Source organism: Xylophilus sp. PBN-3R (assembly GCF_057747805.1).
Genome location: NZ_CM173225.1, coordinates 3,437,787 through 3,462,927, shown reverse-complemented (window position 1 = coordinate 3,462,927; position 25,141 = coordinate 3,437,787). Strand labels below are relative to the sequence as shown.

General features: G+C 60.9%; 24 protein-coding genes and 1 other RNA gene. 14 read left to right on the top strand and 11 right to left on the bottom strand.

What is annotated here, in order from left to right; translation table 11 throughout:
* The first annotated feature begins 43 nt into the window (after positions 1 to 43).
* The 4 genes from ubiG (at position 44) to AC3ANW_RS16455 (ending at position 2,268) form a co-directional block, all read left to right on the top strand.
* Positions 44 to 778 (top strand): bifunctional 2-polyprenyl-6-hydroxyphenol methylase/3-demethylubiquinol 3-O-methyltransferase UbiG, encoded by a 735-nt coding sequence (ubiG, locus tag AC3ANW_RS16470; protein ID WP_488341926.1) that lies wholly within the window; start codon positions 44 to 46, stop codon positions 776 to 778.
* A gap of 1 nt (position 779) precedes the next feature.
* Entirely contained in the window at positions 780 to 1,445 is a 666-nt protein-coding gene (gph, locus tag AC3ANW_RS16465; protein WP_488341925.1) for a phosphoglycolate phosphatase, read from the top strand.
* A gap of 13 nt (positions 1,446 to 1,458) precedes the next feature.
* Positions 1,459 to 1,902, top strand: a transfer-messenger RNA (tmRNA) gene (gene ssrA / locus AC3ANW_RS16460).
* Between the two features lie 9 nt (positions 1,903 to 1,911).
* Positions 1,912 to 2,268, top strand: a complete 357-nt coding sequence (locus AC3ANW_RS16455; RefSeq protein ID WP_488341924.1) for a hypothetical protein — start codon at positions 1,912 to 1,914, stop codon at positions 2,266 to 2,268.
* A gap of 70 nt (positions 2,269 to 2,338) precedes the next feature.
* Here the strand turns inward: AC3ANW_RS16455 and AC3ANW_RS16450 are convergent, their stop codons facing one another.
* Genes AC3ANW_RS16450 through AC3ANW_RS16440 form a run of 3 tightly spaced genes read right to left on the bottom strand, consistent with a single transcriptional unit; the run spans position 2,339 to position 5,713 of the window.
* Entirely contained in the window at positions 2,339 to 2,785 is a 447-nt protein-coding gene (locus AC3ANW_RS16450; protein WP_488341923.1) for a DUF2721 domain-containing protein, read from the bottom strand.
* 37 nt (positions 2,786 to 2,822) lie between these two features.
* A complete protein-coding gene (locus tag AC3ANW_RS16445; RefSeq protein ID WP_488341922.1) occupies positions 2,823 to 4,367 on the bottom strand; it encodes a GMC family oxidoreductase in 1,545 nt (514 codons plus the stop codon).
* Positions 4,364 to 5,713 (bottom strand): alpha/beta fold hydrolase, encoded by a 1,350-nt coding sequence (locus AC3ANW_RS16440; RefSeq protein ID WP_488341921.1) that lies wholly within the window; start codon positions 5,711 to 5,713, stop codon positions 4,364 to 4,366. Before AC3ANW_RS16440 ends, AC3ANW_RS16445 begins: the two co-directional genes overlap by 4 nt.
* 279 nt (positions 5,714 to 5,992) lie before the next feature.
* Between AC3ANW_RS16440 and AC3ANW_RS16435 the strand changes: the two genes are divergently transcribed.
* The 3 genes from AC3ANW_RS16435 (at position 5,993) to AC3ANW_RS16425 (ending at position 8,687) form a co-directional block, all read left to right on the top strand.
* Positions 5,993 to 6,742: a 16S rRNA pseudouridine(516) synthase gene (locus AC3ANW_RS16435; RefSeq protein ID WP_488341920.1), complete on the top strand. Its 750-nt coding sequence runs from the start codon at positions 5,993 to 5,995 to the stop codon at positions 6,740 to 6,742.
* 132 nt (positions 6,743 to 6,874) lie between these two features.
* Entirely contained in the window at positions 6,875 to 7,906 is a 1,032-nt protein-coding gene (locus AC3ANW_RS16430) for a YncE family protein (protein ID WP_488341919.1), read from the top strand.
* Positions 7,893 to 8,687: a polysaccharide deacetylase family protein gene (locus tag AC3ANW_RS16425; RefSeq protein ID WP_488341918.1), complete on the top strand. Its 795-nt coding sequence runs from the start codon at positions 7,893 to 7,895 to the stop codon at positions 8,685 to 8,687. The genes AC3ANW_RS16430 and AC3ANW_RS16425 overlap by 14 nt, the downstream gene beginning before the upstream one ends.
* A 14-nt stretch (positions 8,688 to 8,701) precedes the next feature.
* Here AC3ANW_RS16425 and AC3ANW_RS16420 read toward each other — a convergent pair whose 3' ends face one another.
* Both AC3ANW_RS16420 and AC3ANW_RS16415 read right to left on the bottom strand, forming a co-directional pair.
* Positions 8,702 to 9,658 carry a glycosyltransferase family 2 protein gene (locus AC3ANW_RS16420; protein ID WP_488341917.1) on the bottom strand — a complete coding sequence of 319 codons (957 nt, stop codon included), beginning with the start codon at positions 9,656 to 9,658 and terminating at the stop codon, positions 8,702 to 8,704.
* A 4-nt stretch (positions 9,659 to 9,662) separates the two neighbouring features.
* Entirely contained in the window at positions 9,663 to 11,105 is a 1,443-nt protein-coding gene (locus tag AC3ANW_RS16415; RefSeq protein WP_488341916.1) for an O-antigen ligase family protein, read from the bottom strand.
* Positions 11,106 to 11,303: 198 nt separating this feature from the next.
* Between AC3ANW_RS16415 and AC3ANW_RS16410 the strand changes: the two genes are divergently transcribed.
* From AC3ANW_RS16410 to ntrC, 6 genes are all read left to right on the top strand, one after another.
* Positions 11,304 to 12,344 (top strand): sterol desaturase family protein, encoded by a 1,041-nt coding sequence (locus tag AC3ANW_RS16410; protein ID WP_488341915.1) that lies wholly within the window; start codon positions 11,304 to 11,306, stop codon positions 12,342 to 12,344.
* Positions 12,345 to 12,399: 55 nt separating this feature from the next.
* Positions 12,400 to 13,230, top strand: a complete 831-nt coding sequence (locus AC3ANW_RS16405) for a competence/damage-inducible protein A (protein WP_488341914.1) — start codon at positions 12,400 to 12,402, stop codon at positions 13,228 to 13,230.
* A gap of 215 nt (positions 13,231 to 13,445) precedes the next feature.
* Positions 13,446 to 14,861 (top strand): type I glutamate--ammonia ligase, encoded by a 1,416-nt coding sequence (gene glnA, locus AC3ANW_RS16400; RefSeq protein ID WP_488341913.1) that lies wholly within the window; start codon positions 13,446 to 13,448, stop codon positions 14,859 to 14,861.
* A 156-nt stretch (positions 14,862 to 15,017) separates the two neighbouring features.
* On the top strand, positions 15,018 to 15,518 hold the full coding sequence (locus AC3ANW_RS16395; RefSeq protein ID WP_488345444.1) for a hypothetical protein: 501 nt from the start codon (positions 15,018 to 15,020) through the stop codon (positions 15,516 to 15,518).
* A 7-nt stretch (positions 15,519 to 15,525) separates the two neighbouring features.
* Positions 15,526 to 16,623 carry a nitrogen regulation protein NR(II) gene (gene glnL, locus AC3ANW_RS16390; RefSeq protein WP_488341912.1) on the top strand — a complete coding sequence of 366 codons (1,098 nt, stop codon included), beginning with the start codon at positions 15,526 to 15,528 and terminating at the stop codon, positions 16,621 to 16,623.
* 42 nt (positions 16,624 to 16,665) lie between these two features.
* Positions 16,666 to 18,243, top strand: coding sequence for a nitrogen regulation protein NR(I) (gene ntrC / locus AC3ANW_RS16385; RefSeq protein ID WP_488341911.1), 1,578 nt, complete (start codon positions 16,666 to 16,668; stop codon positions 18,241 to 18,243).
* Positions 18,244 to 18,259: 16 nt separating this feature from the next.
* On the opposite strand, the gene xth is transcribed toward ntrC, so the two are convergent.
* The 4 genes from xth to AC3ANW_RS16365 form a co-directional block, all read right to left on the bottom strand.
* Entirely contained in the window at positions 18,260 to 19,039 is a 780-nt protein-coding gene (xth, locus tag AC3ANW_RS16380; protein WP_488341910.1) for an exodeoxyribonuclease III, read from the bottom strand.
* Positions 19,040 to 19,064: 25 nt separating this feature from the next.
* Entirely contained in the window at positions 19,065 to 20,426 is a 1,362-nt protein-coding gene (locus tag AC3ANW_RS16375; RefSeq protein WP_488341909.1) for a UDP-glucose dehydrogenase family protein, read from the bottom strand.
* Positions 20,427 to 20,505: 79 nt separating this feature from the next.
* Entirely contained in the window at positions 20,506 to 21,606 is a 1,101-nt protein-coding gene (locus AC3ANW_RS16370; protein WP_488341908.1) for a glycosyltransferase family 4 protein, read from the bottom strand.
* Between the two features lie 6 nt (positions 21,607 to 21,612).
* A complete protein-coding gene (locus AC3ANW_RS16365) occupies positions 21,613 to 23,094 on the bottom strand; it encodes an oligosaccharide flippase family protein (protein WP_488341907.1) in 1,482 nt (493 codons plus the stop codon).
* Between the two features lie 57 nt (positions 23,095 to 23,151).
* Here AC3ANW_RS16365 and AC3ANW_RS16360 point away from each other — a divergent pair, with 57 nt between their 5' ends.
* The gene (locus AC3ANW_RS16360) at positions 23,152 to 24,234 is read left to right on the top strand and encodes a glycosyltransferase family 4 protein (protein ID WP_488341906.1); all 1,083 of its coding nucleotides are present in this window, start codon (positions 23,152 to 23,154) and stop codon (positions 24,232 to 24,234) included.
* Here the strand turns inward: AC3ANW_RS16360 and AC3ANW_RS16355 are convergent.
* Positions 24,212 to 24,676: a glycosyltransferase gene (locus AC3ANW_RS16355; protein ID WP_488341905.1), complete on the bottom strand. Its 465-nt coding sequence runs from the start codon at positions 24,674 to 24,676 to the stop codon at positions 24,212 to 24,214. The two genes, AC3ANW_RS16360 and AC3ANW_RS16355, sit on opposite strands and share 23 nt — an antisense overlap.
* A gap of 5 nt (positions 24,677 to 24,681) precedes the next feature.
* Entirely contained in the window at positions 24,682 to 25,125 is a 444-nt protein-coding gene (locus AC3ANW_RS16350; RefSeq protein WP_488341904.1) for a glycosyl transferase, read from the bottom strand.
* Positions 25,126 to 25,141: the final 16 nt, after the last annotated feature.

The window sequence follows — 25,141 nt, the reverse complement described above, 5'->3', positions numbered from 1 at the left end:
TGTCCTGCGGGCCTTTTTTTTATGCCCATGGGAAAATGAACGCATGCAAGAACATCTGAATGTCGATCCGGCCGAACTGGCCAAGTTTTCTGAATTGGCGCATCGTTGGTGGGATACGGAGAGCGAATTTCGCCCGCTCCATCAGATCAACCCATTGCGCCTCGGCTGGATCGAATCACTCGCGCCGATGGCTGGCCAGAAAGTAGTGGATATCGGCTGTGGCGGCGGCATCCTGGCCGATGCCATGGCGCGACGCGGCGCCAATGTGCTGGGGGTGGACCTCGCTGAAAAATCCCTGAAGGTCGCCAAATTGCATGCGCTGGAGGCCGGCACGCCGAATGTTCAATATCGAAACATCAGTGCCGAGGCGTTGGCATCCGAGCAACCCGGCACGTTCGATGTGGTGACCTGCATGGAAATGCTCGAACACGTTCCAGACCCGGCATCGGTCGTGAAGGCATGCGCCGCCTTGGTCAAGCCTGGTGGCTGGGTGTTCTTTTCCACGATCAACCGCAACGCCAAGTCGTTCCTGATGGCAATCGTCGGGGCTGAATACCTTATGCGCATGCTGCCGCGCGGCACCCACGAATATGCACGGCTCATCCGTCCCAGCGAACTGGCGGGTTTTGCCCGAGCTGCCGGCCTAGACATGGAAGCTTCGCGCGGGCTGGAATACAACCCGATCAATCGCCGCTACAAACTCAACGACGACACCAGCGTCAATTACATGATCGCCACGCGCCGTCCGGCGGCGATCGTCGCCGCGAAGGCCTCCTGACATGTTCCAGAACATCCGCGCAGTGCTTTTCGACCTGGACGGCACTTTGATTGACAGTGCGCCGGATCTGGGCGGTGCGGTCGACGAGATGCGTGTGGAACGCGGTCTCGAATCCTTGCCGCTGGACCGTTATCGCCCCATGTGTGGCGCAGGTGCACGCGGCATGCTGGCTGTGGCTTTCGGCATGGCGCCCGAGCATGCCGACTTTCCTGCCATGCGCGAAGAGTTCTTCCAGAGATACGAAAAACGCATGACGCGGGACAGCAGCCTTTTCGAGGGTGTGGTCGAGATGATTGCTGCGCTCGAAGCCCGTGGATTGTCCTGGGGCATCGTGACCAACAAGTCGAAGCGCTTCACCATTCCCCTGCTCGGTATGCTGCCCGCCCTGGCGAATGCGGCGGTCGCCGTCAGCGGCGACACCACGCCGCATGCCAAGCCGCACCCGGCACCCTTGCTAGAGGCGTGCCGCCTGATGGAGGTCGATCCCGACCACTGCATCTATGTGGGAGATGATGAAAGAGACATCGTCGCGGGGCTGGCAGCCGGCATGGGCACGGTCGCCGCTGCGTGGGGATACCTCGGCAGCGCCACCGCGATCGGTGACTGGGGCGCACAGGCAATCGCAGATTCTCCGCAAACACTCTTGAAGTTGCTGGATACGGACTAAAATAGCCGGCTTAGGGGCTGCATTGGTTTCGACGTGGGTTCGGATCCGTTGTGGTGCATGTCGAGCTCGGTGTGCTCGTAAAAATTACCGAATCAAGCTAATTGCCAACGCAAAAAGCACCGGGTTCAAGTTCGCTGAAGCATCCAACGATGGCCGTATGGCCATCGCTGCTTAAGCCATAAGAACCTTCCGTCGCCTCGGCGACGGTCTCGCACCAGTTTGTCTACGGACTGGGCCAGGTTGATGGAGCAATCCAGCAGTCTGGCAGCGGGGTAACCTCAGTAGGCTGGATTCCTCCCGGGTACCTTGGGAAAGGATCGAGATCCAAGGGTACTGGTGACAGGTGTAGCGTGCGACTGCGCGACTCTTGCCATGAGATTTAAATCAACTCGCTAAACATGTAGATCTGCTCGGAAAAGGCTTGCGGACGGGGGTTCAAATCCCCCCAGCTCCACCACCTGAAACGATGAACGCCAATGGGAAACCATTGGCGTTTTTCTTTGGGTCTCTGCTCTTGTGCCTTGGCCGGCCTGCTGCCAATCCCTCGCGTGCGGAGAATTCCGGCAGGCAGGCAGGCGATCCCCAGTTCGCGCTCCGCAAAACAGATTCGTCCTCCAGGTTGTTGCTCACCATCGACACTGCGCTGCTGGTTTTCGGAGTGGGGGCTGGCCGGCATCTGGTGGACCGGCATCGCGCGGAACTTGCCGGTGATCTGCTGCCGAGCATCGCGTGCTGGGGGCTGGCCTTCGGAGGAACCGCAACCCTTTTTCAGACGCTTCGGCGCGTGCCTCGGGCAACCCTGCAGATATCGCGCAGTCGATGATCGTGACTGTCTGGAATGCCGGAACGGCGGGCGGCGTTCGTCGCCTTGGTGGTGATCGCCTGGCTGGCTGTCAGGTGGGGTTGATGCTTCGCTGCGCGACGAAGATCTCGACCAGCATGAGCAGGTAGGTCGCGATCAGGGTCAGCATCGCCACGATGAAAAGCACGGCTACCGGCCGGTCGAAATCGATCTCGAGTTCGTTCGCCACGAAAAGGGAGCCGATCAGCAGGCAAACCACGATGGCGCATGCCGAACCCGCGGTGACCGCCGCATTGATGATGCGCGCCCGTCGGTTCAGTGTTGCCAGTTCGACGTCGATATCGGCACGCCGGGATTCGTCCGACTTGCCGTTGGCATCTGCCGTTTCGCGGTCTTCACGACGTTTGTGGGTCCGGTCGTTGATGCGGGCCAGTCGATTCGTGAGGATGGTCAGCGTGCCGCCGATCGCCGCAAGCATGAACGCCGGCCCCACGGCGAGCTGAATGACATGGGAGGTGTCGGCGTGAATCGAGAGCATCGGAGGATTCTAGTTATCCGTGTCCTGTTCCATAGCCTCACCCGGCCAGGAACCGGTCCGCGGTACGCAAGGACAACGCCATGATGGTCAGCGCAGGGTTTGCCGCCAGCGCACTGGGAAAGACCGAGTTGTCGCATATCCAGAGATTGTCGATGTCGAAGCTGCGGCCGTCGGCATCGACCACCGCGGTCTCCCTGTCGCGGCCCATGCGGCAGGTGCCGATGGTGTGTGCAGTGCGCGACAACACCACCGTGTCCTTGGCGCCTGCGGCTTCGACGATGTTTTGCATGACGCGGGTCGCATGGCGGTCGATGGCCTTTTCGTTGTCGCCGACACTGAAACTGACGACCGCCTTGGGCATGCCGAAGGCATCGAGCTCGCTCGACAGTTCCAGCCGGTTGCCTGCGGCCGGAAGGCATTCGGCGTTGATGCCGACCCCCGACATGAAGCGGTAGCCATGCATGGCATCGACCAGCGGCTTCCCCCACAGTCCGGCACCCCGGGCCATCGAATTCGCCAGGGTGACCGGCATGACGCCCAGGCTCTGGATGAGATAACCGCCCGCGAAATCCGCATCCGCCGGGCGCAGCAGGTCTTCGGTCAGCAGCGAGGACGGATAACCGCGGTGGGAACGCATCTCGGTGTCAAAACGCCCCCAGACCTGGGTGGCACCGTGCGCTAGAAAATTCCGGCCGACCTGCCCGCTGCCGTTGGCCAGCCCGGTGTGCAGCAGCAGTCGTGGTGTCTCGATGCCACCCGCGCAGACGAACAGCGCCGAGCACCGCTGACGATGCTCGATGCCGTCATGGCGGTACGACACCGCGCTCACGCGTCCGACGGCGTCACGCTCGATGCCGAATACCCGGCATTCGGCGCGGATCTCGGCTCCGTGGGCGACCGCCATCGGCAGGTAGGTCGTGTCCATGCTCGCCTTGGCGGCGTTTCGACAACCCTGGTGACAGGAGCCGCAGTTCACGCAGGCCTGACGCAGGCCCGCACCCTGTTGACGCCAGTCGCGCGATACCAGCGCGGCAGGCGCATCCGCGGTGGCGATGCCGAGTGCGGCGCAACCACGCGCCATCATGTCGGCCGACGCGTTGCGGGGGACGGGTGGCAAGGGGTAGGTGCGCGCGGGGTCCCAGGGATAGCGGGCAGGTCCGGAGACGCCGATGAAACGCTCGACCTGCTCGATGTAGTGCACCAGTTCGGCATGCGACATCGGCCAGTCGTGTCCCTCGCCGGTGGTCGAACGCAGGGCCATGTCGCGCGGGTCGGGCCGGGGCGTGAAGGCGCCCCAGTGCAGGGTGGATCCGCCGACTCCCGAGCCGCTGTTGTTGGCACCGAAGGCGGTCGGGGTCGTGCCGGCGCTCAGGCGTTCTTCCATCCAGTTGATGTCGCAGCCCTCCGTCTCGTCAGCCGTGTGCTCGCCTGGCTCCCAGTTGCGGCCTGCTTCCAGCGCGACCACCCGCAAGCCACGTGCGGCGAGTTTTGCCAGCAACGGCGCACCGCCGGCACCGGTGCCGATCACCACCGCGTCGACCACCTCGTTTTCGCCGTAGCGGCGCATGGATTCGAGATTCATCGTGCTGCCTCCATCATCGGTTCCCAGGCTTCACGCTGGTCAGCACCGAGACGTTCGAAGCCCTGCTTGCGGACACCGTCGCCTCCGTTGGCGAAACCGTCGAAACCGATGCTGGCCATGGTCGCCGGATGGGCTGTCCAGATCCGCACCAGGTCCGAACGCAGGTCCTCGAACCAAAGTTTCATCTGCCGCGCGGACAAGGCTGCGACTGCGAATTCACCGTGGTCCAGCCGGGTCAGCTGCGCATGCCTCTGCTCGCCGGTCAGGTTGCCAAAACCGGCCAGACCGTCCAGTGCGGCGGCATACGCCTGCAGGTCCGGCGGCATGTCCGCGAAACGCCAACCATCGTCCTTGCCCGATGCGAGCTGGGCATCGAGGCGTGCGGCCAGATCGATCGGTAGCCCGATTTGTGGAAGCACGCAATCGGCGACCAGACGCAATGTCTCCAGCTGCAGGGAAGTGAGGGCGCGAGGCGTGTAGGCGGGGTCATCGGAAATCGCCCGGCGCGCCAATGCGGCACGCACCCTGCGGCTGACCCGTGAAGAAGCGATCAGGCGGGCGTAGGGCTGCGGGACGGCAGGCCCGTTGCCAGCTTCGCCGTGCCAGAAGGATGCGATGCGCGCTGCCACCTCGGCCGGCCGTTCCAGGGGCAGCAGATGGCCGGCTCCTTGTTCGACCACGATGGTGGAGCGGGGGTAGACGAGCGCATTGGTCTCGCGCTGGCCAGCTTCTCCCAGGTCGCCGTCGGACCCGCCGACGATGATCAGCGCCGGCAGGTCCAGCGTTCCGACCTGGGCGGTCCAATCCTCTCGGCTGCCGCGTTCGAGCCAGCCGAGCCAGGCTTGCGGAGACGCATGCCTGAGGTCTTCCCGGGCCAGACGGTAGGCCTGTGGATCAAGGGGACTGCCGACGTTGGCATCCACGAATTCCCTGGCCGCGGCGTCGCCGAGCGGGCCGTGGGCCGCCCAGCCGATCATCTTCTGGCGCCGGCTTTCGTCCATCGGCTCGGGTGATGGCGGCGATGCCGCCAGCAACACCACGCCCGCCAGTCCGAACAGCCCCGGTTCGCCCGCCAGGGCCCTGGACGCGATGATCGAAGCAATCTTGCCGCCCATGCTGTGGCCGACCAGAAGCCACCGGGCGGCGCCGCGTTTGCGTACGACCGCCGCGACATGGTCGGCCATGCCGACGACACCGGATTCGACAGATTCGCGCTGCTGGCCGAAGCCCGGCAGATCGATCGGGATGGCTTCGAAGCCGGGGTCGAGAGAGGCGATTACGGAGTTCCAGGCATCTGCGCTGGAGCCTAGTGCGTGAAGCATGAACAACACGGTTTTATCGGTCATGGTGGAGTCGTGGCATTAGGGGAGTAGCCGGGTGCCGGCCTCCACGTTGTTTGGTTCGCAACCATGCGAATTCCGGAATGGTCTGACCGGTGAACGGCGCGAACCATGGGCGCACCGGCAAACATGAAGTAGGCGGAAACGCCTGCATCCCGGGAACGAAACCGCGCCGCGCTGCAAGACAAGCCGCCGCGCCGGCGCGGCGGGGGACATCGGTTAAATTGCGCGTTTTGGGTGGCGTAGCCGCAGGCAGTCGCAGGCCCACCGCATCCGACAGGTCTCATGCAGCTTCAGGACATTCTTTTTTCGCAAGGCTTCGGCACCCGCCGCGTTTGTACGGGCATGGTGCAGCAGGGCCTGGTGGCCGTGGGGCAGGGCGATAGTGCCGTCGTGTGCCGCAACTCGGTCGAGGACATGGACCCCGAAGGCCTGCGCCTGCGGGTGCAGGGCCGAGACTGGGAAGTCCACACCAAGGCCTACCTGATGCTGCACAAGCCGGCCGGCACCGAGTGTTCGCAGAAGCCGTCGACCTATCCCAGCATCTACACATTGCTGCAGCCGCCGTTGCGGCAGCGCCCGGCCAAGGGTGCCGTACAGGGCGTGCAGGCCATCGGCCGGCTCGACCAGGACACCACCGGCCTGCTGCTGATGTCGGACGACGGCCAGTTCATCCACCGCATGGCCTCGCCCAAACACCACCTGCCCAAGGTCTACGAGGTCGCGGCCAAACATCCGCTGGACGAAGACCAGGTCAGCCGCCTGCTGGCCGGCGTGGTTCTGGACGACGACCCCAGGCCGGTGAGCGCCGCGGCCTGCGAGATCGTGGGTGAACCCGGTGTTTCGTGCCATCTGAAGCTCACGCTGACGCAGGGCAAGTACCACCAGGTCAAACGCATGCTGGCTGCGGTCGGCAACCGGGTCGAAGGGCTGCATCGGTCGCAGATCGGCGACCTGGTCCTGCCGGCGGACCTGGCGCCCGGCCAATGGCGCTGGTTGCAGCCTGAAGACCTGGCCTTGCTCAAGAGTCGCTGAAGCCTGGAACGATTCACCCAGGCCCGGGTCGAATCTCGTCGATCACCGGTTACCTCTGCGGGTATTTTCCTTTTTGCCCGCCCCCTTACACTCCCGTGTTGCCCTGCCAAACGCGCTCCTGAGCGCCATTCGATGCCGATCGCCCGCCTTTTTGTTCGCCGCGCTGCCGCGCTGGTTGCACTGGCCCTTTCCAGTGCTGTTTTCTGTGCCTATGCGCAAGCGGCCGGTCCGGCTGCCCAGCCGCCGCTGCCGGTCCTGCGCACGCCGGTTTTCGTGCTCAATTCGCTCGACGCCAGCGTCAGCGTGATCGACCCGGTCACCTGGACCGAAAAAGAGCGCATTCCGACCGGCAAGGAACCGCATCACCTCTACCTGACGCCGGACGAAAAGTCGCTCATCGTGGCCAATGCGCTGTCCGATTCGCTGACCTTCCTCGATCCGCGCACCGCCCAGGTCCAGCGCACCGTGCGTGGCATCGTCGACCCGTACCAGCTGCAGTTCTCGCCGGACATGAAGTGGTTCGTCACCGCGGCCAACCGCCTGAACCACGTCGACATCTACCGCTGGGACGGCCAGGACTTCACCCTGGCCAAACGTGTGGCGACTGCCAAGACGCCCAGCCATCTTTTCATCGACAGCAAGAGCACGACGCTGTATTCGTCGATGCAGGACAGCGACGAACTGGTCGCCATCGACATGGCGACCCAGACCATTCGCTGGCGCACCAAGACCGGCGCCATGCCGGCGGATGTGTTCGTTGCGCCCGACGACCGCACCCTGTTCCTCGGCCTGACCGGTGGCGACGGCGTCGAGGTCTATGACGTCGGCGGCCCCGCGCCCAGGTTCCTGAAGAAGATCCCCACCGGTCGCGGCGCCCATGCCTTCCGCAGCGCGGGCGACGGCCGGCACCTGTTCGTCAGCAACCGTGTTGCCAACACCATCAGCAAGATCGACATGCAGACCCAGACCGTGCTGGCCAGCTATCCAGCCCCCGGCGGCCCGGACTGCATGGACCTCACGGCGGACGGTCGTTTCATCCTGGTGACCTCGCGCTGGGCCAAGAAATTCACCATCATCGACACCGTCACATCCAAGGTGGCGCTCCAGGTTCCCGTGGGTCGCTCCCCCCACGGCGTCTGGACGCTGGACCATGCCCGCCGCTAGGCCGCCGGTGCGGGTCCTCGGGCTCCTGCTGGCGGTGGCCTGCGCAGGTGTCGGCGCCGCCACCTGCGACAAACCGGTCTACCTGACGCTGGACACCGGCCACATGGGCGTCGCGCCGCTGGTGGCGGACGTGCTGAAGCGGCAGCAGGTGCATGTCACCTTCTTCGCGGCCAACGAGCCGACCATGGAAGGCGACGGCAGCTTGGGTGACCACTGGGCCCCCTGGTGGAAGGCGCGGGCGGCCGAAGGCCACGAATTCGCCTCGCATACCTATGACCACGCCTATTGGCGGGGCGACGTTCCGGGCCAGCCGGTTCGTTTCAAGCTTCGCCCGTCCGCCGGGCCGCAGACCGGCCAGCAGTCCGTCGTCGATGCCGCCGGCTACTGTGCCGAGATCCGTCGATCCGCAGACCGGCTGCAGGCCATCACCGGCCGCAAGCCACTTCCCTTGTTCCGTGCGCCCGGCGGCAAGACCTCGCCGGCGCTGATCGCTGCCGCACGCCAGTGCGGTTACGCGCACGTCGGCTGGTCGGCTGCCGGTTTCCTGGGGGATGAACTTCCCAGCGAGACATTCACCAACCAGGCGTTGCTGGCCAAGGCCCTGCGCACCATCCGGCCGGGCGACATCCTGCTGGCGCATCTGGGTATCTGGTCACGCAAGGACCCTTGGGCTCCGGCCAACCTCGAACCGCTCATCGAAGGGCTGAAACAGCGAGGCATGTGTTTCGCCACCTTGCGAGATCACCCCGACTACCAGGCCTGGATCAAGGCGCACCCCTGACCGGGTGCGCTGCATCAGATCCGCTTTTGAGTCCGGGCGATCCGGTATCGCTCCCACGCGCTGACCGCGTTCCGAGGAAAGAGCGCCCCCATCGCCAGGGTCACCCACCAACGCGGTCGGCAAAAGCCTCGCGGCAGGGCCGCAAGCAGTGCCCGCGCGCTTTTCAGGCGCAGGCCCTGCGCCATCAGGTGGCGTGCCAGGCTGATGCGGGCATCGGCGGCGTAATTCAAGGTCGACAGGCGTAGCCCCGATCCGCGTGGCATGGACTGCGCACGAGTTTCCAGGCGGCCGATGTAGGCCGGCAGGGCGGTCGTCGACTTCATGCTGGTCAGGCTGCCCACGGCGTCTTCGCGATAGCCGATCAGCGCCTGCGGCAGCAGCACCAGTGCATGTCTTTCGGCAAGCCTCAGCCACAGGTCCATGTCCTCGCCGAAAGATTCGCCTACCGGAAACCACGACGGCTCGTCCATGAGCGCAGAACGCCGCACCGCGACACAACTGGTGATGAAGGTCTGGCCCGTCATCCATGCCCGCGGCAAGTCCGATACGACGATAGCCGGTGCGTCGGTCACCGCCTGGTAAGGCCCGGGTGAATTTTCACGGGCAGGGAAACGTTTGAATGCCGACGCGAAAAAAACATTGCCGGGGTGATTGGCGATGGTTTGCAAATGGTAATGGAGATAATCCGGATGCATCCAGTCGTCGGCGTCGAAGAACAAGACGATGGGAGACCGCGCGAGTTGAATTCCCCGATTGCGTGCGCTTGAAACTCCCGAATTTTTCTGGGTTATGATTCTGGCGCGTTGGTCGCCGATGTCGGCTAATATCTTCGGACTCCCGTCGTTCGACCCGTCGTCGATAATGATCAATTCGAAATCTGCACAAGACTGCGAAAAAATGGAATCAAGCGCTGCCGGCAGATAGTCTGCCTTGTTATAGACCGGCATGATGATCGACGCAGCCGGCATCATAAATTCAGCAATGTCTGAAAGCCGAGGGGAACGACTCCTCGCGTTTTTTCTCTACGGCTCGACGTTCTGGGCGGGTGCGCAGGCAGCTCACGATCACACATATCAGCAGGTAATGCGCCGTGTCGTTCAGGTTGGTGACGGTCAACACGAAGGGCACTTCGCTGACGGTCCGGACCAGCAATGAAATCGACAGGATCAGGCTCAATCCCCGGGAAGCATTACTGTAACGCAAGCCCGCCCACGCGATGATGGCACTGTAAATGCCGGCGCCAGCTGCGCCTACCATGCCCGAACGGGCGAGCGCATCGTAGAATTGATTATGTCCATCGGTGGCAAACAGCATGCCGATACGCATTCGATAACTCGTATCGAATAGATTCGGACCATAACCGAAGATGGGCGAGCGCTGCCATTCGTCCAGCGCAATATTCCAGATAATGTCCCGTCCGGTCAGGCTGAACATCTGGGCGCCCAATGCGGAATGCACAAACTGCCCCAACTGGTCATCCACCACACCCAGCGTCAGCAGTGCCAGCAGGGCCAGGACCAGCAGCATGGCAGCGACGCAACCCGCGGCGAACATGACACTTGTGCTGCGTGCTGCAACGTCGGTCACCCTGACGGCGCGCTGGTGGTAGAAGATCACCACGGGCAGACCCAGGGCGAATGCGACCCAGGTTGTTTTGGATTGCGACAGCACAAGTGCTGCCAGACAGATCAGCAAGGCCGGTATCGTCATCTTCCGCGAGCGGAACGGCGCATACGCCAGACACCAGACACCGGTCGCCGCGATCATTCCCATAGTGACCGGATGGGTCGCCATGCCGCTGAGTCGAGGTAATCCGGTCACAAAACCTCTCATGTAATTGGTGTCGATGACCCAGGATGGATGCACCACGGCCAGCACTAGGCTGAGATAACAAAACAGGGTGATCGCGTTTCTGCAATGGCGGATTACTGCGCTGCCGTTTTCTGCCGTCAGGCACAAAAGCCCGACGATGAGGACCGGCTGATATGCCCAGGTGTAATTGAACCCGGTCGGATGTGCAGACCAGAACGCCGGTGCGACGATATTGGATAACCACAACAAAAGGACGCCAAGGGCAAGCACTGCGCGAGCCGGCTCGATGTCTGGTTTTTTCCTGAAGAACCTCACGCATTGATCCAGGGCCGCCAGCAACAAGAACAGGGAGGTCAATCGAATGCTCCACGCCATCACCGGGCTTCCGCCGGTTTCCGGCATGGACGGGTCCAGCCCGCTCAAATCGCGGCCGGAGAGCAGTGTCATCAGGCTGTTGCTGATGAACAGCGCATAAAAGAAATATTGCAATATTCCCCCCTCCCAGCGTTTCGCAACCTGAACGGTGCTGGTGGCCGTGGCCACCATCATGAATGCGAGAACGATGGCGCCGATAAACAAAGCCGCGATAAAAATAATCTGCCCCACTCGTTCTCCTGTGATTCGCATATCAATGCGTTCGCAGTGTTACATCTGTGCGAGATTCTGCCTACGGAGCCTCTCGGCCTATGGCGTCTTGCCAGGGAATATGATCCGGCCACTTTCTGGTGTCGGGCAAACGCTGCGCCGACATCGGATTTGCCACAGCCAGTTGAACCGAATCGGGGTCTGCCGACTCCACTGCACATGGATTTTTTCGCGAACGTTTTTTCATCCGCCCAGCAATGGCTCTTCGAAGCGGTGGTACAGCCGGCGATGTTCCTGCTGGGCATGTCCAGCATGATCGAAGACGCTTATGACGGCACCGGCTGGCTGCTGATCGGGCTGATCGAGGTGCTGGTGCTGGTGGCCCTCATCGGGCCCCTGCAACGCTGGCGGCCGGCTGAGCCGGTGCGCGACCGGCGGGCGATCCGGGTCGACATCCTCTACACCCTGATCTACCGCGTCGGGCTTTTCAGGGTGGTCCTGTTTTTGGCGGTGCAGCCCCTGTTCGACGACGCGTTCGGCTGGCTTCGGGTGCAGGGCCTGCACACCTGGCAGATCGACGACCTGTGGCCGGGCGTCACCGACATCGCATGGGTCAGCTTGCTGCTCTACATCGTCGTGTTCGACTTCCTCGAGTACTGGATCCACCGGGGCCAGCACCAGCTGGACTGGTGGTGGAAGCTGCATGCGCTGCACCATTCGCAACGCCAGATGACCATGTGGAGCGACAACCGCAACCACCTGATCGATGCGGTTCTGCACGACGCCATCGTGGTCGTGGTGGCCCAACTGATCGGCGTGCAGCCCAGTCAGTTCATCGTGGTGGTGGTCATCAGCCAGCTGAGCGAAAGCCTGCAGCATGCCAACCTGCGGATGTGGTTCGGGCGGATCGGCGAGCGTCTCTGGGTGAGTCCGCGGTTTCACCGGCGCCACCACAACATCGGCATCGGCCACGAATGGCCCCTGGCGACCGACGATGCCGCGGCCCGCAGCAGTCCTCGCGGCGGCCATGAGGGCGACGGCATTCCGCCGGTCGGCACGGTGCTGGGCGGCTGCAATTTCGGGGTGCTGCTGCCGTGGTGGGACATTCTGTTTCGCACCGCGGACTTCACCATCCGTTTCGACCCCACCGGCATTCGCGACCAGGTCGAGCCCGACGAGCATGGGCGGGTGCGCGACTACGGCGAAGGTTTCTGGTCGCAGCAATGGCTGGGCGTGAAGCGCTTGTTCGGCAGGGGTTGAGCCGGCGGTTCGTCCACCGGGGGCGTTGGTCGTCGGCTCCGGCTACGATGGCCGGATGACTTCTCAGCCAACCCCCACCGCCTTCGGCCTGATCATCGTCGGCGACGAAATCCTGTCGGGCAAACGCGCCGACAAACATATGCCCAAGCTCATCGAGCTGCTATCGGCGCGCGGCCTTCAGCTTTCCTGGGCCGATTACGTGGGCGACAACCCCGATCGCCTCACCGCCACGCTCGAGCGCGCCTTTTCGAATGCCGAAGTGGTTTTCAGCTGCGGAGGCATCGGCGCGACGCCCGACGACCACACCCGCCAGTCCGCCGCCCGTGCGCTCGGCCAGTCGCTGGTGCTGCATCCGCAGGCCGAGGCCCTGATCCGCGAGCGCATGCAGGACACGGCGCGTGAGGCAGGCGAAGAGTTCCAGCCCGAGCGCGCAGACAACCTGCATCGGCTGAACATGGGTGTGTTTCCGGAACACGCCAGCATCATTCCCAATCCCTACAACAAGATTCCTGGTTTTTCCTGCACCGGTCCGGCCGGTGGCCAGGTGCATTTCGTCCCCGGTTTCCCGGTGATGGCCTGGCCGATGATGGAGTGGGTGCTGGACCAGCACTATGCCCACCTGTTCCACCGCGTGGCTTTCGAGGAGCGGTCGGTGGTGGTGTACGGCGCGATGGAATCACTCCTCACGCCGTTGATGGTTCGCCTCGAAGCCGATCACGCCAGCGTGAAGGTGTTCAGCCTGCCCAGCGTGGACCATCCGGTGCACGGCCGGCATATCGAGCTTGGAGTCAAGGGCGAAGCGGCGGCGGCCCGCGCCGCCTATCCGGCTCTGTTGGCCGGCTTGCATGTCCTCGGCATGAAACTCGGCCCCGAAATGGTGCGCTGAGCCGGCACCAATTTGGTTCTTGCTCGGGTTTCCAATTTGGTGCGAATCCGGCGACTTTTACAGACGGCAGAGGTCCTGCCACCTGAAACCCGTGAGCAAGCGAAGGCACAATCCGGTGCCGTGTGCAGCCTGTGTGCACCAGCTTTGGCACAGAAACTGCAACAGCTTCTGGTGCTAGCCTTTCTAACGCGCATTCAACTTTCTGGAGATTCCTGATGGCCAAGACCGTCGCAGACGTGATGAAGATGGTGAAAGAGAACGAAATCAAGTTCGTTGATTTCCGTTTCACCGATACCCGCGGCAAGGAACAGCACGTCACCGTGCCGGTTTCGCACTTTGACGAAGACAAGTTCGTTTCCGGCCATGCATTCGACGGTTCTTCCATCGCTGGCTGGAAGGGCATCGAAGCCTCGGACATGCAGCTCATGCCCGACCCGAATACCGCCAACATCGATCCGTTCTTCGAAGAGCCCACCCTGATCCTGACCTGCGACGTCATCGACCCGGTCGACGGCAAGGCCTACGAACGTGATCCGCGTTCGCTTGCCAAGCGCGCAGAGGCTTACATGAAGGCTTCCGGCCTGGGCGACACCGCCTACTTCGGACCGGAACCTGAATTCTTCGTCTTCGACAGCGTGCGCTGGAAGAACGACATGTCCGGCTGCTTCGTCAAGATCGACTCCGAAGAAGCTTCCTGGAACACCGACAAGGAATACGAACACGGCAACACCGGCCATCGTCCGGCGGTCAAGGGCGGCTACTTCCCGGTTCCGCCGGTCGACAGCTTCCAGGACATGCGTTCGGAAATGTGCCTGGTGCTGGAAGGCCTGGGCATCCCGGTCGAAGTGCATCACCATGAAGTGGCCAACGCCGGCCAGATGGAACTGGGCACCAAGTTCAGCACGCTGATCCAGCGCGCCGATTGGGTCCAGTTGCAGAAGTACGTGATCCACAACGTGGCCCATGCCTACGGCAAGACCGCCACCTTCATGCCCAAGCCCATCGTCGGCGACAACGGTTCCGGCATGCACGTGCACCAGTCGGTCTGGAAAGACGGCAAGAACCTGTTCGCCGGCGACGGCTATGCAGGCCTGTCCGACTTCGCGCTGTACTATATCGGCGGCATCATCAAGCACGCGCGTGCCCTGAACGCCATCACCAACCCCGGCACCAACAGCTACAAGCGACTGGTTCCCGGCTTCGAAGCCCCGGTCAAGCTGGCCTACTCGGCCAAGAACCGTTCGGCCTCGATCCGCATCCCGTTCGTCGCCAATCCGAAGGGCCGTCGCGTCGAAGCACGTTTCCCGGATCCGCTGATGAACCCGTACCTGGGTTTCGCAGCGTTGCTGATGGCTGGCCTGGACGGCGTCGAGAACAAGATCCACCCGGGCGAAGCCGCCACCAAGGATCTGTACCACCTGCCGCCGGAGGAAGACGCGCTGATCCCCACCGTGTGCCACAGCCTGGACCAGGCGCTGGAACACCTGGACAAGGACCGTGCCTTCCTGACCAAGGGCGGCGTGTTCACCGATTCGTACATCGACGCGTACATCGACCTGAAGATGCAGGAAGTCACCCGCTTCCGCATGGCCACCCATCCGGTGGAATTCGACATGTACTACTCGCTGTAAAGCTTCAGGCTGCCAGTGATGCTTCGAAAGGGCGGCTTCGGCCGCCCTTTTTCATGATGTGGGTTGTTCATCACATCGCCGCATGAATGGCGCGATACTGCCGGGCTAAACGCGGAGCGACTTTTGATGATCCAGGCATTGCAGCTTCTGAAAATTATGACCGTCGGCAGCCTCGCGGCTTTTGCCGCAGGCATGTCGACCACGGCACTGGCGCAGGACGGCCGCATCTATCGCTGCGGCAACGAATACACCAACAATCCGACGGTTGCCAAGCAGCGCGATTGCAAGCCGATGGAAGGCGGCAATGTCACCATCGTGCAAGGCACCCGCGGCGGCGGCGGCGGAGGTGGCTCCGGTGCGTCGGGCGGCAATGTGGTCACGGCGCCCCCGGCCGCGGCCCGCATCGACAACGACCAGCAGAAGGCGCGCGACGCCGACGCCCGCTCGATTCTCGAAAACGAATTGCGCCGGGCGCAGGCGCGGCAGGCGGAGCTGCAGAAGGAATACAACAACGGCGAACCCGAGCGACAGGGCGCCGAAAGCCGCAACTACCAGAAATATCTTGATCGTGTCGCTGAGCTCAAGGCGGCCATCGCCCGCAACGAGAGCGACATGGACGGCATCCGGCGCGAGCTGTCGCGCCTGCAGAATCGGTAATCCCTTGATGAGCCTGAAAATTCCCGGCATCGGCAAACGTGCGCCGAAAGACAGTTCGGTCCGCTACCAGTCTTTCGACCTGTTGGCCACGCTGGTGGCGGTGGTGGCAGCCGACGGCGCCGTGCTGTTCGCCAATGCAGCGCTGGAAGATGCGCTCGGCACTTCGCGCCGTGCCATCGTCGGCAATTCGGTCGCCGACTTCTTCACCGAGCCCGAACTGCTGCGCAACGCACTCACCGGTGCCGTCGGCAACGAGTTCGCGGCCCTGCGTTACGACGACGCCATCCGGCGTGCCAACCACGAAGCCCTGCCGGTGCATGTCATCGTGGCGCCGACCGACCAGAAGGGCGAGATCGTCATCGAACTGCTGCCGATGGAGCAGCAGGCCAAACAGGACCGCGAGGAACGCCTGATCGACCAGACGCAGGCCAACAAGGAACTCATCCGCAACCTGGCCCACGAAATCAAGAATCCGCTCGGCGGCATCCGTGGCGCAGCGCAGCTGCTGCAGATGGAAATCGAGTCGCGCGACCTCATCGAATACACCCAGGTCATCATCCACGAGGCCGACCGGCTGCAGGCGCTGGTGGACCGCCTGCTGGCGCCGCACCGTCGTCCGCATCTGGTGGGCGACGTCAACATCCATGAAGTGTGCGAGCGGGTGCGTTCCCTCATCGTGGCCGAATTCCCCCGGGGGTTGCGGGTAGTGCGCGACTACGACACCTCCATCCCCGAGTTTCGCGGCGATAGGGAACAGCTCATCCAGGCGGTGCTCAACATCACCCACAACGCAGCGCAGGCGCTGGCCGAACGTATCGCCGACGGGGAAGGGCGCATCGTGCTCAAGACCCGTATTGCGCGCCAAGTCACCTTCGGCAAGCAACGATACCGATTGGCACTGGAATTGCATGTGATCGATAACGGACCTGGCGTTCCGGCATCGATCAAGGACCGCATTTTCTACCCGCTCGTATCGGGTCGCGAAGGTGGTTCGGGCCTGGGGCTCACCCTGGCGCAGACCTTTGTGCAACAGCACCATGGACTCATCGAATGCGAAAGCGTCCCCGGGAAGACGGACTTCAAACTGCTGATCCCGCTCCCGTGAAATTTGAGCAACAACGATAACCGACAGGGCCAAGAGCAAGACATGAAGCCGATCTGGATAGTAGATGACGACCAATCCATCCGCTTCGTGCTGGAAAAAGCCCTGCTGCGGGAGGACCTCCCCACCCGCAGCTTTACCAATCCACGCGAAGTGCTGGCCGCTCTCGAAGAGGCCGGCGAAGACGACCCGGAAAATCAGGGCCCGCAGATCCTGGTGAGCGACATCCGCATGCCGGGTGGTTCGGGTCTGGACCTGCTCGAAAAGGTCAAGCTCAAGCATCCGGGCCTGCCGGTCATCATCATGACCGCCTTCTCGGACCTGGACAGCGCCGTGTCGGCCTTCCAGGGCGGTGCCTTCGAATACCTGCCGAAACCTTTCGACCTGCCCAAGGCAGTCGAGCTGATCCGCCGCGCCGTCGAGGAAAGCCAGCGCGAGGAAATCGCCGAAGAGCGAATGGCCGCCACGCCCGAAATGCTGGGCCAGGCACCCGCCATGCAGGACGTTTTCCGCGCCATCGGACGGCTTTCGCAAAGCAATGTCACGGTGATGATCACCGGCGAGTCCGGTTCGGGCAAGGAACTGGTGGCGCGTGCGCTGCACAAGCATTCGCCGCGCGCCAACGGCCCCTTCGTCGCCATCAACACCGCGGCAATCCCCAAGGACCTGCTGGAATCCGAACTCTTCGGCCATGAACGAGGCGCCTTCACCGGCGCGCAGACCATGCGCCGCGGCCGCTTCGAGCAGGCCGAGGGCGGCACGTTGTTTCTGGACGAAATCGGCGACATGCCCTTTGACCTCCAGACCCGCCTGCTGCGGGTGCTGTCCGACGGCCATTTCTACCGGGTCGGCGGTCACAACGCCGTCAAGGCCAACGTGCGGGTCATCGCCGCCACCCACCAGGACCTCGAGCTGCGGGTCAAGGACGGCATATTCCGCGAAGACCTGTTCCACCGCCTGAACGTCATCCGGCTGCGATTGCCGGCCCTGCGCGAAAGACTGGAAGACATCCCGGCGCTGACCCGGCATTTCCTGCAGCAGAGCGCCAAGCAACTGGGTGTCGAACCCAAGCGAATTTCCGACGGCGCGCTTGCGCGGCTTGCGACTTTCGGTTTTCCGGGCAACGTGCGACAACTCGAGAACATCTGCCACTGGCTGACCGTGATGGCGCCCGCGCAGGTCATCGAATCCAAGGATCTGCCGCCGGAGGTTTCAGGCAGCGAGCCTGCGCCGGCCGCAGCGCCCCTGGCTGCGCAGACGATGTCTTCGCCGGTAGCGTCGCCTGCGGCGCAACCGCAGTCTTATGCCGCGCCCGCCGTTCCTGCAGCGTTCCCTACATCCGAAGCCGGCACCCATGCGGCGGCGCAGGGCGGCGGTGTCGACGTCATGCTGGCGGGTGCACCGACTGCTTCGAACTGGGAGCAAGGCCTGGAAGCCGAGGCGCTTACCCTGCTTTCCGAGGGCCACAACGATGTGTGGGACCAGCTGTCGCGCCGCTTCGAGTCGCGCCTGATCCTGACCGCACTGGCGAGCACCCGGGGCCGGCGCATCGAAGCGGCGCAACGGCTGGGTATCGGCCGCAACACCATTACCCGCAAGATCCAGGAACTGGGCCTCGAATGATCGGCTTCAGGGTTGCCTAGAGCTTCAATTCGGCGACCACCGGTGCGTGGTCGCTGGGTTGTTTGTTCTTGCGCGGTACGCGGTCCACAATGCAGGATTCCACCTTTGGTTTCAGTGCGTTGCTCACCAGGATGTGATCGATGCGCAGGCCGCGGTTCTTCTGGAAACCCAGCATCCGGTAATCCCACCACGAGAAACTCTTCTCCGGCTGGTCGAACAAACGAAACGCGTCCGTCAGCCCCAGGGTGATGAAGTCCTGGAAATGCCGTCGTTCTTCACTGGTGTGATGGATGGTTTCACGCAAACCGACGGGGTCATAGGTATCGCGGTCATCCGGCGTGATATTGAAGTCGCCCAGCAATACCAATTGCTCATGGAGCGCCATCTCGGCCTTGACCTGCGCCCGGAGGGCGTCAAGCCAGCGCATCTTGTAGGCGAACTTTTCGCTGCCGGGCTCCTGGCCGTTGACGAAATAGCCGTTCACCACCCTTAAAGAGCCGTGCCCGGTCTGCACCGTGGCACTGATGACCCGGGACTGCTCGTCCTCGAATCCCTCGATATTGCGGCGCACGTCCTGCAGGGGATGCAGGCTGAGAATCGCCACGCCGTTATAGGTCTTCTGGCCGAATGCGGCGCTGTGATAGCCGGCCTGCTGCAACACCTCCAGCGGAAACTTGTCGTTCGTCAGTTTCAGTTCCTGCAGGCACAGGATGTCGACGGGGTTGGCTATCAGCCAGTCCAGCACCTGGGGCAGCCGCACCCCGAGCGAGTTCACATTCCAGGTGGCAATCTTCATCGGTTCATCAATCTCGGGGAACAGGTCAGGTAATGGCGGCGCCCGGTGTGGCCGTGCGGCCGATCGCGTGGTATTCGAGGCCAAAGCTGCGGATCAGTTCCAGGTCGTACAGGTTACGTCCGTCGAACACCACCTTGTCGGCCAGCGCATCGCGGAGCGATTCGAAGTCCGGCGTGCGGAATTCCTTCCATTCGGTCACGATCACCAGGGCGTCGGCACCTACCAGGGCGTCAGCGGCCGAAGTCGCAAACACGAGGTCGCCGGGTTCGATATTGTCTTCTGCCTTCATGATCCGCGCGGCTTCCTCCGCAGCGACCGGGTCGTAGGCCCGGACCTTGGCGCCACGCGCCAGCAGGGCCGCGACGATCACCCGACTGGGTGCTTCGCGCATGTCGTCGGTATCCGGCTTGAAGGCCAGGCCCCACAGGGCAAAAGTCTTGCCGGAGATATCGCCCTGGTAACGCGCCAGGATCTTGTTGACCAACACCTGTTTCTGAGCCTCGTTGACCGCTTCGACCGCATCCAGCATCAGGGAAGAATGGCCGGCAGAAGCCGAGATGCGTATCAGGGCTTTCACATCCTTCGGGAAACAAGAGCCACCGTAACCGGCGCCCGCATACAGAAAATGCGTGCCGATACGGGGGTCGCTGCCGATGCCTTGTCGCACCAGTTCGATATCCGCACCGAGCTTTTCTGCCACGCCCGACAACTCGTTCATGAAACTGATCCGGGTAGCCAGCATGGCGTTGGCAGCATATTTGGTGAATTCCGCACTGCGAATATCCATGACCAGCAGCCGGTCGCGGTTGCGCACAAACGGCTGGTACAGCGAGCGCAACAGCAGAATCGCGCGTTCATCGTCCGCGCCGACGATCACGCGATCGGGACGCGTGAAATCCGCAACCGCTGCGCCTTCCTTCAGGAATTCTGGATTGGACGCCACCGCAAAGTCCATCGAAACGCCGCGTTCTTCCAGGCAGCGCTGGATTTCAGCCTTTACCTTGTCCGCAGTGCCGACCGGCACGGTGCTCTTGTCGATGATCACCTTGTAATCAGTCATGTGCCGGCCGATATTGCGTGCGGCCGCCAGCACATACTGAAGGTCGGCAGAACCGTCCTCGTCGGGGGGCGTGCCGACCGCAATGAATTGAAGCGTGCCGTGGGCCACTGCCGCAACCACGTCCGTCGTGAATTGCAGACGACCCGCCTGCACATTACGCTGGACCACCTCCTTGAGGCCAGGTTCATGGATCGGAATGCCGCCTTCATTCAACAGCGCGATCTTCCTGGCGTCGACATCCAGGCACAGAACGTGATTGCCGGTGTCCGCCAGGCAGGCGCCGGTCACCAGGCCGACATAACCACTCCCAATAACAGTAATCTTCATACGTCAATATCCTGAGTGAAATATATTTGGGTAAGCCAACACATTCATGATTCGCATCAGCCTGTGGGCAATGAATCGATTATTTTCCGGCTTTTAAATGATCATATAGTGCAACAGTCGCGATCGCGGCAGTCTCCCAAGAAAGACGCCCTTTGCCGATGGTCAGCGAACACTCGCTCATCGACTTTGCCATCTCCCGATCCGCCAGAATTGAACCGATTGCCTGCGCGAGTGCAGGTACTTGCCTTGGCGGAACCATGAAACCATTTTCACCATTGTCCACCACGTCCGGCAGGCTCCCCACCGCCGTCACGACCAAAGGCCGACCGGCGCCCAAGGCATATGCCGCCACACCGCTCTGGGTGGCCTCCCTGTAAGGCAGAACCACGATATTTGCCCTCTGAAACCGCTCGACGACCTCAGAGGGCGAAAGAAATTTCTCGATCACGGAAAAGAGCGGATTGTTCCGGAGCTCATCACGGAAACGTGCCAGTTCAGGCCCCCGCCCAGCGATGACGCCATGCACATTCGGATGGTCGATTGCCACCAGTTCGACGGCTTGGATGAATTCCGCCAAGCCCTTGTAGCTTTGCATCCTGCCGAAGAAAAGGCACTGACCGTCTATCCAGCCCTGATTGGGTTGTTCACGGAAAATTCCCAAAGGCCCGTGCGGGGCGGTGATCAATAGCTTCTTGAAACCTTGTCGGCGCATTTCGTCCACCATGCGGGCGCCGTGAACAATCACACCTTTGGCGCGATATCGGAGATAACGCCTATATAAAGCGTGCCGAGAAAAACGTGCAGCGGCAGTGGAGTCCCCCGTATGCACGGACGGATCGTGGACAGTCAGGACGACAGGACGAGATGTCCAAAAAAGTGAAAAGACCAGATAATCCTTGGGCTCTTCCTGCACATGAATCAGATCGGGCTGAAATCCCAAGATCAGTCGCCAATATTGCCACGTGTTGAAAAGAAAGCACGACAGCGATCGGGTGTGCGGCAAAAGAACAATTTCAAGGTGAGGGGTAGCATGCAAATCGTGCAACTCGCCGAGTTCGCCACGGAAATTTGCCTCGTTCAATACGAGTAATACGGAAATTCCTGGTCTTCGGACCAGCGCGCGGGCCAAGCATAAGGAATATTCCGAAAAATGAGGGCTAAGTAATAAAATTTTAGTCATACGCCGTCAGGAATCATGGCGACGCCCGGCGCGAAACCAAAATGCCCACTTGTGGGAAACGTGGCCGAGGGTTGCAATTGCATCGCTCGATAGACGGTAAGGTAAAAATCTGAGAAGTGCAAAACAGGCGGCGCACGTCACAACGCCGGAAAAAACAATTTTCGCAAAGTACGGAATCGGCGTTTGATCGACAGCAAAACCGCTGCAGAGTGCGGCGGCTGAAAATACAAGGCCTAGCCACAGCGATGGTAAAAGCACCCGACCATCGAGCGAAACACTTCTCGACGCCGCGACAAAAATTACCGCCGCCCGCAAGAAAAGAACGATATCGGCTGCAAGCGCCAAGGTCATCAGGCCATAGGAAGAGGCAATATAAAAAGCTGCAGCCGCGAATAATATTAATGGCATTTGAAGCAATGCCTCCTGGTGTGATTTACCTCTGTTCCACAAGATTGGCGTCGAAATGCTCCAGATGACGAAAAAAGGCATGCCAAAAAATAAAACCGCTATAACTCCCGCAGCATCCAACCACCTGTCTCCGTACAGGAGGTGCACAAGACCTTTTGCATTCGTCGCCAATACGCAGTAAAAAGCGGGAGCGACCAGTAACGCCGCGCGAAGCACGCCGATATATGCGGAGCGTAGCGATTCCTTGTCTTGCAGTTTCGCGCCGGTCGTAAGGAAAACCGGCTGTATGGAACCAAGAAGCACCGAATTCGGAGTGCCTGCCAGATTGGCGCTGACGTTGTACAAACCAAGTGTTTGACTGGGCATGAATTTGCTGACTGTCAACCGGTCAAGGTTATAGACAAGCCAATTCACCATATTGGTGAGGAAGACGAGAAAACCGTCAGCAATGAAAGATTTATAAACAACGTGCCGGATGGTAGGAATCCATCGCAATCCCGAAAATCCGAACACCAGTCCACACCGCACCACACTCTGCACCAGGAACGCGACGATCAAAGACAGGGTCTCGCAACCAGCCAGAGCCATGGGGATGCCCGTCAAAAAATACCCGGCTACATAGCTGAGCAACTGTGCCTTGCCCAGGTGGCGGTAATCGAGCTTGCGGGAAAGCAAGACGGAAGGCGTGCTGGAGGCTGCATTGAAGACGATTGAAAATGCAAGAAGCCGAATGACCCAACCCACGGGTTCACCGGCCAGCTGCGACGCGAGAAAGTCCGAGCCCGCGTACAGCAAAATACCAAGCAATGCACCGAAAATTATCTGCGCCGTCAATGCGAATTGAAGATCATCTTCTGTCAACTCGCCTTTTCGCATCAAACTCCAGCTGAAACCGACATCGGTCAGCAACGACGTCATTGCGATGATGATCAATCCCGCGCCAAAAATGCCATACACACCAGGGCCGAGTAGTCTGGCCAATATCGACTGCGCGATAACCTGCAGTAAAAATCTCAGTAAGGTCGAGGATGCACCCCATTTTGCCGCGGATACCCCCCTCTGGATCAATTCGGTGCTCATGAAAATAAAATATCCGCTATTTCCGTTCAGTGTTTCCAGTCGCAAGGGGTACCATACATGATCATCATTGCCGGAACCTCAGCCCCGGGCGGCATATCGCAGGTCATTAAGGGCTATGCGCGGGATGGCATTTTTGAAAAATGGGATATTCGTTGGGTAAAAACCCATGTTAGAGGGAGCCGGGTGATAAGGGCTATTGCTGCAGTGCAAGGCTTTTGCCGTGTACTGTTCTGGCTGACACGCGGCAACGTGCAGTTGGTGCACACACATGCCGCAATGCGCGGAAGCTTCTGGCGAAAATCGGCAATCGTCTGCGTCGCCCGTTTTTTTCGCGTTCCGGTAGTCATACATTTGCATGGCTCCGAAATGAAAGGTTTTTATTCGTCGTGCGGCCGATTGGGACGCCTTTGGATCCGATCCACTTTGGAAGGTGCGGATCGTGTTGTCGTTCTGTCCAGAGGGTGGGCGGATTTCGTACAAAAAATCGCACCGGTCGCACGGATCTGCATCATTCCTAACTATTCTCCGGCGATGCCCCCGTGTATCGAATGTGGCCTTGATATAGTTCCGGCGATGAAAAGCGGTTTTGCATTTCTTTTCATGGGGGCTTTGATCGACAGAAAGGGAATATATGAATTGATCCCTGCTTTCGCCAAACTCTCCAAAGAATTCCCGGACGTGGAATTGTGGATCGGAGGCAGTGGGGAAACCGAGAAGGTCATGGAAGTCATCGCACAGTTCCGATTAAGTACCGTACGTTTATTTGGCTGGGTCGACGGGCCGACCAGAAACCGGCTGTTGATGCATGCTGACGCTTTTGTGTTGCCGTCGAAAAACGAAAATCTTCCCTTGGCGATAATTGAGGCGATGTCGGCAGAACTACCCATCGTCGCAACCCTCATTGGCGGCATCCCCGAAATGCTGACCAACGGCAAAGATGCAATTCTGGTCGAACCCGGCAGGTCTGATTTATTGTACGAAGCGATCAAAGAGATCAGGAAAGACCATATCGGCGCACGGCGCATGGCGAAAAATGCGCTGGAACGCTACCTGACCGAATTCTCGCCGGAAACATGTTTGCCAAAGATCGATGCGTTATACGCAGAAGTCGGAAAATTCAGCGGCCGATCCAAAGCTTGAGATTTTCAATCAGTTCCGTGCTGGCCGAATGAGCTATCGGCGCCGATGGCGCAGCGGAGACTAGGGAGTCCAGCGCGCTAAACAAAGCGATCGGGTCTTCTGCAATCATCAGGCCCGGGATGTTTCTGAGCTTGCCGACCGACGCCATTTGATGATCGTTCCGATGTTCCTGCAGTGAAGCCCGGCGCGGCATGACGATGATCCGTTTGCCCATCGACAATGCGGTCAGGATGGATCCCATCCCAGCGTGCGCGACGATGACTTCGGCATTTTCCATCTGCTGCCGGGTTTCAATAGGCGAAAGAAACCGCGACCACGCAATCTTCTTCGGTGGATCCCTGGAATCAGCAATCTGTGCAAAAACCATGACCGGGTGGCTCAATGCCCAGGCATCGACGGAGTGGACCAGGCGATCAAACGGGAGTTGGGTACCAACTGTCACGAATATCATAGGACAGTGCCCCAATAGTGGATATTCTGACCATCTCCCAAATGGTCCCACTGTGTGACGCATGTTGTACTGAAATAGCGGGCCAGACGTCCGCATAAAGACAGCTCTTCCGCATTTGCCATGCTGTCAATCCAAACGGTCCGGGAATTTATCAGTCGGCCCACCATAACGGCAGCGAGGCCTGGCGCCGCACCCGTGGTGATGACGATATCGGGTCTGATACGCACAACGTGGATGGTCACCTGGAGGAACATCCAAAATGTGCGAAGCTTTTTTTGTCGATTGCCGTCTGCTACTGCGAGAACCACATTTCCAATCTGTTCGCTATACCTGGCATCGGTCGACAGGTATGTGACGTCATGTTCCGAATATGCCGGCCGCATCCTCATCAGCTGAATCCAATGGCCTCCTTTGGAAGCGACCGCCAAGATCTTCGCCATTTTTCTGCCTGAAAAG

Excerpts from the sequence above, each read along its gene's own strand:
- ubiG (WP_488341926.1), top strand. The coding sequence starts at position 44 with ATGCAAGAACATCTGAATGTCGATCCGGCCGAACTGGCCAAGTTTTCT.
- gph (WP_488341925.1), top strand. The coding sequence starts at position 780 with ATGTTCCAGAACATCCGCGCAGTGCTTTTCGACCTGGACGGCACTTTG.
- AC3ANW_RS16455 (WP_488341924.1), top strand. The coding sequence starts at position 1,912 with ATGAACGCCAATGGGAAACCATTGGCGTTTTTCTTTGGGTCTCTGCTC.
- AC3ANW_RS16450 (WP_488341923.1), bottom strand. The coding sequence starts at position 2,785 with ATGCTCTCGATTCACGCCGACACCTCCCATGTCATTCAGCTCGCCGTG.
- AC3ANW_RS16445 (WP_488341922.1), bottom strand. The coding sequence starts at position 4,367 with ATGAATCTCGAATCCATGCGCCGCTACGGCGAAAACGAGGTGGTCGAC.
- AC3ANW_RS16440 (WP_488341921.1), bottom strand. The coding sequence starts at position 5,713 with ATGACCGATAAAACCGTGTTGTTCATGCTTCACGCACTAGGCTCCAGC.
- AC3ANW_RS16435 (WP_488341920.1), top strand. The coding sequence starts at position 5,993 with ATGCAGCTTCAGGACATTCTTTTTTCGCAAGGCTTCGGCACCCGCCGC.
- AC3ANW_RS16430 (WP_488341919.1), top strand. The coding sequence starts at position 6,875 with ATGCCGATCGCCCGCCTTTTTGTTCGCCGCGCTGCCGCGCTGGTTGCA.
- AC3ANW_RS16425 (WP_488341918.1), top strand. The coding sequence starts at position 7,893 with ATGCCCGCCGCTAGGCCGCCGGTGCGGGTCCTCGGGCTCCTGCTGGCG.
- AC3ANW_RS16420 (WP_488341917.1), bottom strand. The coding sequence starts at position 9,658 with ATGATGCCGGCTGCGTCGATCATCATGCCGGTCTATAACAAGGCAGAC.
- AC3ANW_RS16410 (WP_488341915.1), top strand. The coding sequence starts at position 11,304 with ATGGATTTTTTCGCGAACGTTTTTTCATCCGCCCAGCAATGGCTCTTC.
- AC3ANW_RS16405 (WP_488341914.1), top strand. The coding sequence starts at position 12,400 with ATGACTTCTCAGCCAACCCCCACCGCCTTCGGCCTGATCATCGTCGGC.
- glnA (WP_488341913.1), top strand. The coding sequence starts at position 13,446 with ATGGCCAAGACCGTCGCAGACGTGATGAAGATGGTGAAAGAGAACGAA.
- AC3ANW_RS16395 (WP_488345444.1), top strand. The coding sequence starts at position 15,018 with ATGACCGTCGGCAGCCTCGCGGCTTTTGCCGCAGGCATGTCGACCACG.
- glnL (WP_488341912.1), top strand. The coding sequence starts at position 15,526 with ATGAGCCTGAAAATTCCCGGCATCGGCAAACGTGCGCCGAAAGACAGT.
- ntrC (WP_488341911.1), top strand. The coding sequence starts at position 16,666 with ATGAAGCCGATCTGGATAGTAGATGACGACCAATCCATCCGCTTCGTG.
- xth (WP_488341910.1), bottom strand. The coding sequence starts at position 19,039 with ATGAAGATTGCCACCTGGAATGTGAACTCGCTCGGGGTGCGGCTGCCC.
- AC3ANW_RS16375 (WP_488341909.1), bottom strand. The coding sequence starts at position 20,426 with ATGAAGATTACTGTTATTGGGAGTGGTTATGTCGGCCTGGTGACCGGC.
- AC3ANW_RS16370 (WP_488341908.1), bottom strand. The coding sequence starts at position 21,606 with ATGACTAAAATTTTATTACTTAGCCCTCATTTTTCGGAATATTCCTTA.
- AC3ANW_RS16365 (WP_488341907.1), bottom strand. The coding sequence starts at position 23,094 with ATGAGCACCGAATTGATCCAGAGGGGGGTATCCGCGGCAAAATGGGGT.
- AC3ANW_RS16360 (WP_488341906.1), top strand. The coding sequence starts at position 23,152 with ATGATCATCATTGCCGGAACCTCAGCCCCGGGCGGCATATCGCAGGTC.
- AC3ANW_RS16350 (WP_488341904.1), bottom strand. The coding sequence starts at position 25,125 with ATGGCGAAGATCTTGGCGGTCGCTTCCAAAGGAGGCCATTGGATTCAG.